We start from the raw sequence: 11,219 nt of genomic DNA on the forward strand, positions 1-11,219 counted from the left end.
GGCATCTCCGGCGTGGTGGCCTCGCCGCAGGAGGCTGCGCGCCTGCGCGAGATCCTGGGGCCGGACGCATACATCGTCACGCCGGGCGTGCGCCCCGCCGGTGCCGCCAAGGGCGACCAGAGCCGCGTGGCAACGCCTGCCGAGGCGTTCGCCAACGGCGCCTCGCACATCGTGGTGGGCCGTCCCATCACGCAGGCCGACGACCCTGCCGCCGCGTTCGAGGCCATCGCGGCGGAGCTGTAGAACCGTTCGCGCACGGTGGCGGGGGAGCGTTTCCCCCGTTCGACCTCGGCGAGCGACCGTTCGTAACGGTTGTGCGACGAAACGGGTCCGGCGCGCGGGCCTGCTCCTACAATGTGTGGCATCGCGCGGGAATTTTTTGGAATTACGGCGATTGACAAGGCAAGACGGACGAAGGCGTGATAGTATCACGGAATCGCTTTTGAACAAGAAGGAGAGATACACGATGGCTATTCCTCAACTCAGCCCGGAAGAACGTCAGGCGGCTCTGGAGAAGGCGAAGGCGGCCCGCATCAAGCGCGCCGAGGTTCGTGACGAGCTGAAAAGCGGCAAGCTCACCTTGGCGAAGGTTCTCGAGATGAAGAACGATCCCGTGGTCGGCCGCATGAAGGTTTCCACGCTCATCGAGACCATGCCGGGCTACGGCAAGGCCAAAGCCGAGAAGATCATGAAGGAGCTGCAGATCGCCGAGAGCCGCCGCCTGCGCGGTTTGGGCGAGCGCCAGCAGACCGCCTTGCTGGAGCGTTTGGGCTAAACGCTGCATGCGACACGGTAATCTGTTCGTTATCTCTGGGCCATCAGGTGCCGGCAAGGGCACGCTGGTGGCCCGTCTGTTGCGCGAGGTGCCCGACGCCTGGGTGTCGCGCTCCGTCACGACGCGCGCCCCGCGCGAGGGCGAGGTGGACGGCGTCCATTACCAGTTCGCGTCGGCCGAGGAGTTCCAAGACCTCGTGGACACCGACGGGCTCTTGGAGTGGGCGACCTATGCGGGCAACCGCTACGGCACGCCCCGCGCGACCGTCGAGGACCACATGGCCTGCGGCGAGCAGGTCATCCTCGAGATCGACGTCCAAGGCGCCTTCCAGGTGCGCGACAAGATGCCCGCCGCCCGCCTCGTGTTCATCGAGCCGCCGTCGCTCCAGGTGCTCGAGGAGCGCCTGCGCGGACGCGGAACCGAGAGCGACGAGGTGATCGAGGCGCGCATGAAAGCGGCCGAGGTGGAGCTTTCGCGCAAAATGGAGTATGATATGCGGCTGGTAAACGACAACCTTGACGAGGCGACCGATGCCCTGGTGCGCTACGTCAACGAGCAAGCCGAGAAAGCACGAGGTTAAACGCTCTATGAGTATCATCGAACCCAAGATCGACGTACTGCTGGACAGGACCGACAACGACCGCTTCCTGCTGTGCGCCCTCGCTTCGAAGCGCGCGCACGACATCAACGACATGATGCGCGGCCAGCGCGACCGCGCCATTCAGCTGCAGACGGCGGTCGAGATCGCCCGCGCGGCCGACAAGAAGCCGCTGTCGCTCGCCTTCAACGAGATCGCCCGCGGCGAAGTGTCGTACGACCCGAACTCCATCGACATCAAGAACCATTAAGGTTCCGCCGTTCTCCGAACGGCGGAACCTGTCGACGCTGCGAAGCCCCGAAGCGCCCGATCTTGCCGCTCCAAGCATTCCTCGCGTACCGCGAAGTACGCTTTGGAATGCTTTCGCGGCAATCTCGAGCGCTTCGGGGCTTCTCGCTGACTTACTACGCCAACCGGCACGCTTGTTTTCGCACTTTGCGCGAATTGCGCGACCTGCTAGGTTGGCGACCGCGCCCGCGCGGACCGTTCGAACCTGCGAACCCGGGGGACTCCCATGACTGACTTCCAACGCATCATCCTCGTCCATTACCATGAGATCGGCCTCAAGGGCCACAACCGCGCCTCGTTCGAGACACGGCTTCTGAAGAACCTCGAGGCGCTGCTCGCGCCGTTCCCCGTGGTCACGATCCATCGCATCTCGGGGAGGCTGTGCGTGTTTTTGCGCGAGGGCACGGATTGGGACACGGCCGTCGAGGCGTCCGAGGTCGCAGGGCGCGTGCCGGGCGTGGCGCGCGTGTCGAGCGGCTTCAAGTGCGAGCGCGACCTGGACGAGATGGCCCGCGCGGCCGTGCTCGCGCTCTCGGAGGCGGGCGAGTTCTCCACGTTCAAGGTGGCGGCGCGGCGCAACCACACCGACTTCGCCACCGGGTCGATGGAGATGAACCAGATCATCGGCGGCGCGCTCTGCGAGGCATGCCCCGACAAGGGCGTGCGCATGAAGAACCCCGACGTCACGGTGGGGGTCGAGGTCGTGCAGAACGCGTCGTACGTCTACGCGCGCTCCGTGCCGGGCGTCGGGGGCTTGCCGGTGGGCAGCTCGGGCAAGGTGGTGTGCCTGCTGTCGAGCGGCATCGACTCGCCGGTGGCCACGTGGAAGCTGGCGCGCCGCGGCGCGGTGTGCATCGGCGTGCACTTCTCCGGTCGCCCGCAGACCTCGGACGCGAGCGAGTACCTGGTGGACGACATCGCGCGCGTGCTGGAGCGCACGGGCTGCATCGCGCGCGTGTACACGGTGCCGTTCGGCGACTACCAGCGCGAGATCGCGCTCACGGTGCCGCCCGAGCTGCGCGTCATCATGTACCGCCGCCTCATGTTCAAGGTGGCCGAGGCGCTGGCTGCGCGCGAGCGCGCCGGGGCGCTCGTGACGGGGGAGAGCCTGGGGCAGGTGGCCTCGCAGACGCTCGACAACATCCGCGCCACGGACGACGCGGTGGACCTGCCCGTGTTTCGGCCGCTCATCGGCACGGACAAGCTGGAGATCATCCGCGAGGCCGAGCGCCTGGGCTCCTACGAGATATCGTCGCAGGACGCGCCCGACTGCTGCACGCTGTTCATGCCCCGCAGTCCCGAGACCCACGCGAAGCTCCCGGTAGTGCGCGAGGCGGAGTCCGTGCTGCCCGTGGAGCGCTGGGTGGCCGAGCTGGTGGAGGCCGCCGAGGTGCGCGACTACGCCTGCCCCGCCTACAAGCCGAAGCCGCGCCGCGATGCAGGCGGGGCGGGGCAGGGCGGCGCCGAGGATACTGCACGCGCCTGACGCAGGGGACGGGCATCGAGGAGGCGGCAGCGGCTTTCCAGTGACGGCTCTCCGTCGGTTTCTTCCGGAATCCCCTTTCCGCGCATTCTGAACGGTCGGGCGCCGGGCGCCTTGCTTTGCGGCAGGAATCGAAGGTTATTCGTCGCTGGAGGTGGCCTGCCAACCGCTTGCGTGCTTTCTTGAGGATGAGTCCCTGCGTTTCCCCTGGTGGCGCGTCGGCGTTTTACGCAAGCCGCCGGCTTTGCGCCCGGCTACGACGAATAGCTTTCAAAAGCTGCCACGAACCGCGGTTCTCCGCGCGCGGTCTCATGCGGTCCCCGAAAACGGGTTGCCGTGCCATGTCCGGACGACGCTCCAAGGCGACCATTTCACCCCTTCCGAATTTATCCCTCCTTTTCGCTGGATCCGTGTTGGAAACGGGCAAGCTTCTGCCGGTCGCCGCGCTGGATCCGCGTCAGATCCGCGTCAGCCCTGCGTGGTGCTCCCGACGGTTCCCGTGCAAGGTTGCGGCGCTATGATCGGGGGGCGGGCGAAGGGTGCCGCCGCCTAACTCGGGCGGCCCCTTCCCGCCTGCATCCGGTCGAGGACGGGAGGGGCCATGTCGTTTCAGCGGAGCGCGCAGTCGTGGCGGGCACGGCTGCACCTGTCGGGCGCGCGCCTGCCCGTGCTGGTGGGCGTGACGGCCGTGGCCATCGTCGTCATGGTTTGCGCGGGCAGGCTGCTGCCGGAAGCGCGGGTCGTCGGCCACGGCAGCCCACGCCGCGTCGCCAGTCACGGCCAGCTTGCACTGCTCTTTCATGTCGAGGCCGCCGAACAGCGTGCCGGCACTCGCCTGCTCTCGCTCCACGTCGGTCTCCGCCAACTCGGGCACGAGGTCGAACAGCGCGGAGCGCCGGGCGAACAGCAAGTCGTCCAAGTCGCAACGCTCGAGCAGCCCCACGAACCGCTCCAGATAGCGCAGCGCGCCCGCCTCGTCGCCGGCTTTCAGGCACGCCGTAGCCGCCGAGCCGCAGAACGTGGCCGCCTCCATGGGGCTCGCCTTCTCCACGTCGAAGCCCTGCATCACCCCCTCGGCCGCCCGCAGCAGCGCAGCGAGGTGCGCCGGGTCGTCCGCGTACAGGCCGAGCTGCATGCCGATGCTCTGCATCACGCTCATCTCGCCCCAGAACAGCATCTCCTGGCAGAGCTTCAGGCACGCCTCGCGTTCGCCCCGCATGCTGCGTAGCCCCGCGAGCATCCCCTCGATGCCCAGCGGGCGCGCGGGCTTCATGCCCTCCAGCAGGGCGATGGCCTCGTCCATGCCGCCGCGCTGGCTGATGACGAGCGCCCGCACGACGCGGGCCGAGCGTACCAGCTCAACATCGTCGGCGCACGCCTCCACCCGCTCGGCCAGGCTGCACGTCTTGTCCAAAAGCTCCTCGGCGCGCCCCGGTTCCACGAACGAGCGCTGCGAGTACAGCGCCGCCATCTGCAGAAGCAGGCTCCAGCACGATCCGTAGTCGCGCACGAGCTCGTCCATGCGCGCGTAGGCGGCACCGGCATCCTCGGCGAACAGGCGGCAGAGCTCCAGGTAGACGTCGCGCACCTCGTCCTCGGTCAACTGCGGGCGGAACGCGAACAACTCGTCGAGCGTGATGCCGAAGTACGCCGCGATACGGGGCAGCAGCGCCACGTCGGGCAGGCTCTGCCCCAGCTCCCACTTCGACACGGCCGCTTTCGTCACGCCCAGATGCGCCGCCAGCGCCCCTTGCGTGACGCCCGCCGCGCTCCGCTCGCGGGCAATGGTGGCACCGATGTTCACCTCGTGCATGAGGCTCCCTTCGCTCTGCGTTCCGGCCGGACGCTTCCCGCGTCGCCGCCTTTTACTCCAGTATGGAGTGCCTGCACGGTTGACGCAAGCGAGTGTTGGTTGACTTTTCGAGGCACGGGTCAACCGCGGCGGGCCGACGCGCCGCGCCTGTGCAAGACCGTCCGGCACAGTAATGACCGGTTTTCTACAGGCTCTGGGCCCCGAGGCCCCGCTTCTTCCCCATCCAACGATCGAAACCTCCCGTTTCCCCAGATGGCGTTTTCCGAAAGCGGCACCCGCCCGTCGATGCGGCTGCAGGATGTAGAAAACCGGTAAGAACTGTGCCGAACCGCCCCTCCTTCCTCCTCGCTATTCTATGTTACTATATACCGGTACTAAGCGACGCTGCATACCAGTTGCACGGATTAGCCGGAAGGAGGAGGCCATGGACAACCTCACCGAGATGCTGAAGGGCGTGCTGGAGGGCTGCGTGCTGGAGATCATCGGCCGCGAGGAGACGTACGGCTACGAGATCACCCGGCGCCTGAACGCGCTGGGCTTCGCCGACGTGGTGGAGGGCACGGTGTACGCCATCCTGCTGCGCCTGGAGAAGAACCAGCTGGTGGACACCGCGAAGAAGCCGTCCGAACTGGGGCCGCCGCGCAAGTTCTACGCGCTGAACGACGCGGGCCGCGCCGAGCTCACCCGGTTCTGGGAGAAGTGGGAGTTCGTCGCGTCGAGGATCAACGAGCTGAAGGAGAGCCGAGCATGAAGAACCCGGTCGCCTATTTCAAGAAGGTCGCCCAGGAGAAGCGCGAGTACCGCGCGGCCATGGAGCGCGTGCGCGCGCTGCCCGAGGACTACCGTTTCGTGTACGACAAGATCCAGCACTATATGTGGGGCCACGTGGCCGGCGACGGCATGGACATGACCGTGATCCTAGCCGACCTCGTGGACCTGTTCGAGCAGGGCGCCGCAGACGGGCGGGACGTGCTGGACGTCACCGGCCAGGACGTGGCTGCGTTCTGCGACGATCTGCTGGCCGGCGCGAAAACCTACCGGGGGACGAAGCAGGACGCCCTCAACCGCGCTATCATGGGCAAGCTGGGGAACGGCCGCGCCTAGGCGGCATCGCCGGACCGCCGAGACGAGAGGAGCCGCGCATGGACGAGATCGCGAGCAACCGGCTTGCCTGGGACACGCTGGCCGAGGACCACTACCGCCACTACAAGGAGCGCATCGAGCGCGGCGAGAACCGCCTGAACATGCACATACGCGAGGAGCTGGGAGACCTGGCCGGCAAGCGCGTGGCGCACCTGCAATGCAACGTCGGGTTCGACACGCTGGCGCTGGCCGAGAGCGCGGCCCGCGTGACGGGCGTGGACCTGGCGCCGGAGAACGTGCGCTGCGCGCAGAGGCTCGCGGAGGACTTCGGCATCGGCAACGTCGAGTTCGTCGAGGCCGACGTGTGCGACCTGCCCGCCAGCCTGAACGGCCGCTTCGATGTGGCGTTCACGTCCGAGGGGGTGCTGGGGTGGCTCCCCGACCTGGACGCCTGGGCGCGCGGCGTGCGCCGCCTGCTCGTGGACGGCGGCTTCCTCTACGTGTTCGACTCGCACCCGTTCTACCTGGCCTTCGACGAGGATAAGCTGGGGCGCGGCGAGTACGACCTGGCGTACCCCTACTTCGGCAAGGAGCCCGACGTGGAAGACCGCATCGGCGGCTACGCCTCGGAACCGAAGGAGGGCGTCACGTCGTATTTCTGGATGCACCCCGTATCGGATATCCTGAACGCCCTCGTCGGGGCCGGCCTGCACATCGACGCGTTCAACGAGTTCTCCGAGAACTTCTTCGACTCGGGCGGCCACGTGCTCTCCCCCGAGAAGGGCCTCTACGAGCTCCCCGGCAACGACGGCAGGTTCCCCATGACGTTCAGCCTGCGCGCCTCGGCGTAACGGCCCCCAGGACGGCGGCAGGCGGGCAGAAGATTAATCGGGCAAAGCAAGGGGACACCTCGGAAAAAACGTGCTATAACATTGCCGAAGGCCGGGCACGGCCAGTCTATGCAGAGGGCGAAGGGGCCCGATCGCAAACACCCGAATGGCCCGAGGAGTGAATCCATGTCGGACGAATCTCATGCTGCGAACGAAACTTCCGGCTCCCTCGGATCCGGCGCGGGAACCTCGATGCGGTTCGGCGATGTGAGCTACGCCATGCTTGTAGAGGCCCTTGGCCCCGTGGAGGTGCTGCATGCTCCGCCGAGACAGGCGCTGCGATTCTCATGGTACGCCTCGATACCGAGCACCGGGGGAGCCCCCAAGGGCGAAGGTCGCCGAAACGCCCTGTTTCTCTGCCATGAAGAGGTGGCGCGTAACCTGCTCGCGAACCATCCGGGCTGCTTTTGCGTCGTATTGGTGGACGGCAGCCAGCCCCCCGAATGGATCGCTGCCGGCAGCCTACGCAACCGAGTCGTGGCGATCAGGCAGAACAAGCGGTTCTACTTCTACGACTCGCTGTTGCAATCCCTCTTCGTCAACGACCTTGTCTGGGAAAACGAGATGGATCGTGTCGTGTACAACCACGGCCGCATCGACCGCCTGATATCCCTCAGCGAGGAGACGATGGGAAATTTCGTCTGCGTGACCGACACCGGCTACAACCTGATCGCCTACTCTCGGGGCATCGAGCCCCCGGGGGAGGGATTTCGGCACCTGGTCGACAACAACTGCTACGACCGGTGCGAGGTGGCGGAGATCGAAGGAAAGGTGCTCGCAGCAGCTGGAGAGAAAACCCAGCTCGTTATATGCGAGCCCGACGAAAGGCATCCGTACCCCACCCTCCACTACCCCGTCTTCATCGACAACGCCTACCTTTTCCATGTCGTGCTCGCCTGCACACAGGGATCGCTAGCGTGCCAACAGGACCTGTTCCTGAAGTTCGTGAAACGCGTCGTCGCCATAGCAAGCGAATTCTGGAACACGACGGTCAACCTCGAATCGCCGTGGCATCGGGTGCTCATAGGGCTTATCGACGGCGAGCCCATGACCGAGGACTACCTCGAGGCCCAACTCTCGAAAACGGCTGTTCCCGCATCGAGGCAGTTCAGGCTCCTGTATCTCCCGTTCAGCTCGCGCAAGCCGTTCAGCGAGCGCTCCTTGGTGCTCGAAGCCTCCAAAAACCTCAACCAAGGTCTCGTGTATCCCTTCATGTACCAGGGAAGCCTGCTCGTCTTGGAGCACACGGCCTCATCGGACGATGCCGCGCTCTCGGGAAACGGGGTACAGCGCGACATCGAGGAGCATCTTCACCGTCCCTTCGACATGGTGGCAGGGGCCTCGCAGGTGTTCTTCGACATCGAGGACCTCGAGCAGGCCTATCAGCAGGCGACGACGGCATACGCCATGCGGGGCCCTCTGAAGAACGAGCATGAGGCCTTGAACGGGAGCGCCGACATCGCGTGCTTCCCGTTCGAGCACGTCCTCAAGTACTATATCCTGACCGAGGGACACGATGCCGACTTGGTGGAATACTCGTTCGGGCACAGCATACTGAAGAGGCTGGCCGAGGAGGACAAGGCCGCAGGGACCGACCTCGTAAGGATGATCTGGGTCTACTTGAACAACGGTCGCAATGCCACGGAGACCTCGAAGCTGATCCATGTTCATCGCAACACCGTGCTCTACCATATCGGGCGGCTCGAGAAGCGGTTCGACATCTCGTTCGACTCGCCCCTTTTGAGAAGTCGCATGATGCTCGACTACCACAGACTCTTGCTGGAAGGGGATATCTAGCCTATCTCCCGGGCCTAGCCCTCCCGCCAAATAATGCCGCGCTTTTTGTAGGGTCGGCCAATGAAACCAGATGCCCCTGTCCCGTACAATGCGGCTAGGGTAGTTAGGGGGTAGGCAGGGCCTGCCTCCCCGAGCCGGCCGGCGCGAACGCTACACCTAGCGAATTCGAGACAATCCACATCAAGGAGCAAGCGTGCGGACGAGGCGCGTAGGCGGCCGCACGCCTTTCACAGCAAAAGGGGGTTGTGTATGTTCACGCTCAAGAACAAGAACCTGCAGGCCGGCATCGTGCTCGCGCTGGTCTGGCTCGGAGTGTTCATCGCGTCATATGCCCAGAACCAGCTGGCCGGCATGTCCGTCCAGTTCATGGAGCACTACGGCTTCACTTCCGAGCAGTACGCCTCGATCTATTCGGCCTCGCAGTTCATCGGCATCTTCTTCGCTTTCGCCGCGGGCATTCTCTCCGACAAGATTGGCACCCGCAACATCGTGCTCATCGCGGCCGGCATGGTGCTCGTCGCAACGGTGGCGCGCATCTTCGCCTTTTCCTTCGAGGCGCAGTACCTGTCGAACATGTTCTGTGGCTTCACGGGCATGTTCCTGGCCGTCAACCGTGCGAAGATCCTCGGAGGCTGGTTTCCTCCCGCAACGATCGCCCTGGCCGTCGGCATCGCCACCACGACCACGCCCGTGGCGAACACGCTCGGCGTCGGCCTCACGTCTCTCATGCCGTCGATCGAGTTTGCCTTTACCGTAACCGCAGTCGTCTCCGCCGTGTTCTTCGTCGGCTGGTTCCTGTTCGGCAAGGAACGCTCTGACGAGATCGCGGCTGCCGAGGACGCCTCGAAGGGAGAGGAAGGCGGCAAAGTTCTCAAGAACCTGATCGAGATCGTCAAGACCCCTTGGATCTGGGTACTGTGCGCCGGAGCGTTCTTCCTCATGGCAGGGCAGGTGCCGCTCATGGCCTTCACGAACGCCTCGCTCGTCAACGCACGGGGCCTTGATCCTGTCGCAGCCGGAGGCTTCGCCACAGCCATCACCATCGGGATGGGGGTCGGCTCGGTGGTGACGCCGTTCATCGTCAAGGCCCTCAAGGCGTACCGCCCCATCGTCGCTGTCTACGCCATCGTCACCGCCCTCGGTATCTACTTCGGCTGGCAGATGCCCCTCGGAGTCGTCATGTACGCCGCCTACTTCGTCACCGGCTGGTGCCTCGGCTCGCTGCTCGCCATGATCTTCACGTGGCCCGTGCTGATCTACGGTCGCGGCAAGGCGGCCACGGCCGGCGGGCTGGTGCAGACGTTCGTGCTCGCCGGCGCGTCGCTCGCGCTCACGAACATCACCATTCCCCTGGCCGGCGGCGGCTCCAACTTCGGCATGCTGTTCGCCATCGCGGCGGCGTACCTGGTCATCGGCGGCATCCTGATGCTCATCGTGCCCGACCAGGCCAAGGCTCCCACCGCCGAGGGCAAGGCCGCGAAGGAAAGCTAGGTAGGCAGCGCCGATAACCTGTCCCGGTATCACAAGAAAGGAACCTCCCATGTGCTTTAGACCAGCAGAAGCCAACGCAGGGGCCGCATGCCCGAGCTGCGGCAAGAAGATCAACGTCACCCAGGGCCTGCTTCCCAAGAAGTGCCCGTTCTGCAAGACGAGCCTCGAGGGGGTCGACCCGGCATCTTTGGCGCCATCCGCCGCCCCCTCGCCAGCGCCGGCCGCAGGCAGCCCTTCCGCCATCCCCGCCCCCAAGGCCCCCGGAGCGCCCAAGCCCCCGGCCCAGCCATAGGGTACGGTCCGGCCATGTGCTTTGGCAGCTGTCGTGTCACCTGCGATAACTGCAAGCCCAAGTTCGTGCCCTGCCCGGCCTGCGGGCATCGGAACATGCTTGTCTTCAAAACTTGCAGGAAGTGCGGGGAGCCTCTTTCCGAGGAGGCCAAAGACGCTGCGGTGAAGGACTGGAAAACGAAAGCGAGAACACGAGACAAGAGTGAGGAGCGTCAATGACCATGGACAAGGAATGGAAGGTCGACGAAGGAGGGCTCGTCCGCACGCGCACCTGCGGATGGTCGCCTCCCGGCTGCCACCCAGTCGGCTGCGGCATGTTCATCTACACCGACAAGGACGGCAAGTTCGTGAAGGTGGAGGGCGACCCCGACCACCCCATAAGCCAGGGACGCCTGTGCCCGCGCTGTTTGGCGATGGGCGAGTTCCTCCAGCATCCCGACCGCATAAGATATCCCATGAAGCGCGCCCGCGAGGACCGCGGCAAGGACGCCTGGGAGCGCATAACCTGGGACGAGGCGCTCGACATCCTCGAGCGCGAGGTGAGGAAGATCTGGGAGACCTACGGACCGGAGGCGATCTTCCTCTCGAAGGGCACCGGCCGCGAGGCGACCGAGTACGCGCCGCCCATGGCCCAGGCCGTGTTCAAGACGCCGAACAACGCGTTCATGATGTCGGGCGCCTCTTGCTACGGACCGCGCACGGTGATCGGC

The 11,219-nt window shown here is 65.4% G+C and carries 13 protein-coding genes; 12 read left to right on the forward strand and 1 reads right to left on the reverse strand.

All coding sequences use genetic code 11. From position 1 onward, the window contains the following. From GPA_RS15440 to thiI, 5 genes are all read left to right on the forward strand, one after another. The coding region (locus GPA_RS15440; RefSeq protein ID WP_041239776.1) for an orotidine 5'-phosphate decarboxylase / HUMPS family protein at window positions 1-243 on the forward strand (243 nt) is incomplete at its 5' end. A gap of 223 nt (window positions 244-466) precedes the next feature. After that, on the forward strand, window positions 467-775 hold the full coding sequence (mihF, locus tag GPA_RS15445; RefSeq protein ID WP_041239777.1) for an integration host factor, actinobacterial type: 309 nt from the start codon (window positions 467-469) through the stop codon (window positions 773-775). Between the two features lie 7 nt (window positions 776-782). Continuing rightward, window positions 783-1,355 (forward strand): guanylate kinase, encoded by a 573-nt coding sequence (gene gmk, locus GPA_RS15450; RefSeq protein ID WP_041239778.1) that lies wholly within the window; start codon window positions 783-785, stop codon window positions 1,353-1,355. Between the two features lie 7 nt (window positions 1,356-1,362). Further along, complete coding sequence (locus GPA_RS15455) at window positions 1,363-1,623, forward strand: DNA-directed RNA polymerase subunit omega (RefSeq protein WP_015540438.1); 261 nt, start codon at window positions 1,363-1,365, stop codon at window positions 1,621-1,623. Between the two features lie 264 nt (window positions 1,624-1,887). Further along, on the forward strand, window positions 1,888-3,147 hold the full coding sequence (thiI, locus tag GPA_RS15460) for a tRNA uracil 4-sulfurtransferase ThiI (protein ID WP_015540439.1): 1,260 nt from the start codon (window positions 1,888-1,890) through the stop codon (window positions 3,145-3,147). Between the two features lie 454 nt (window positions 3,148-3,601). On the opposite strand, the gene GPA_RS17005 is transcribed toward thiI, so the two are convergent. Beyond that, window positions 3,602-4,957 (reverse strand): helix-turn-helix domain-containing protein, encoded by a 1,356-nt coding sequence (locus tag GPA_RS17005; protein WP_015540440.1) that lies wholly within the window; start codon window positions 4,955-4,957, stop codon window positions 3,602-3,604. Window positions 4,958-5,381: 424 nt separating this feature from the next. On the opposite strand from GPA_RS17005, the gene GPA_RS15470 reads away from it, so the two are divergent. The 7 genes from GPA_RS15470 to GPA_RS15495 form a co-directional block, all read left to right on the forward strand. Continuing rightward, entirely contained in the window at window positions 5,382-5,708 is a 327-nt protein-coding gene (locus GPA_RS15470; RefSeq protein ID WP_015540441.1) for a PadR family transcriptional regulator, read from the forward strand. Beyond that, window positions 5,705-6,061: a DUF1048 domain-containing protein gene (locus GPA_RS15475; RefSeq protein ID WP_015540442.1), complete on the forward strand. Its 357-nt coding sequence runs from the start codon at window positions 5,705-5,707 to the stop codon at window positions 6,059-6,061. The genes GPA_RS15470 and GPA_RS15475 overlap by 4 nt, the downstream gene beginning before the upstream one ends. Window positions 6,062-6,099: 38 nt before the next feature. Further along, the gene (locus tag GPA_RS15480) at window positions 6,100-6,891 is read left to right on the forward strand and encodes a class I SAM-dependent methyltransferase (RefSeq protein ID WP_015540443.1); all 792 of its coding nucleotides are present in this window, start codon (window positions 6,100-6,102) and stop codon (window positions 6,889-6,891) included. A gap of 165 nt (window positions 6,892-7,056) precedes the next feature. Next, window positions 7,057-8,727, forward strand: coding sequence for a PucR family transcriptional regulator (locus tag GPA_RS15485; RefSeq protein ID WP_041239779.1), 1,671 nt, complete (start codon window positions 7,057-7,059; stop codon window positions 8,725-8,727). Window positions 8,728-8,976: 249 nt separating this feature from the next. Next, complete coding sequence (locus GPA_RS15490; protein ID WP_015540445.1) at window positions 8,977-10,218, forward strand: MFS transporter; 1,242 nt, start codon at window positions 8,977-8,979, stop codon at window positions 10,216-10,218. Window positions 10,219-10,267: 49 nt separating this feature from the next. Continuing rightward, window positions 10,268-10,510, forward strand: a complete 243-nt coding sequence (locus GPA_RS19825; protein WP_083809183.1) for a hypothetical protein — start codon at window positions 10,268-10,270, stop codon at window positions 10,508-10,510. A gap of 214 nt (window positions 10,511-10,724) precedes the next feature. Beyond that, window positions 10,725-11,219, forward strand: a 495-nt coding sequence (locus GPA_RS15495; RefSeq protein WP_041239780.1) for a molybdopterin-dependent oxidoreductase, incomplete at its 3' end; no start/stop codon positions are given.

This window comes from Gordonibacter pamelaeae 7-10-1-b, assembly GCF_000210055.1.
In the GTDB taxonomy this organism is placed as follows: Bacteria; Actinomycetota; Coriobacteriia; order Coriobacteriales; family Eggerthellaceae; genus Gordonibacter; species Gordonibacter pamelaeae.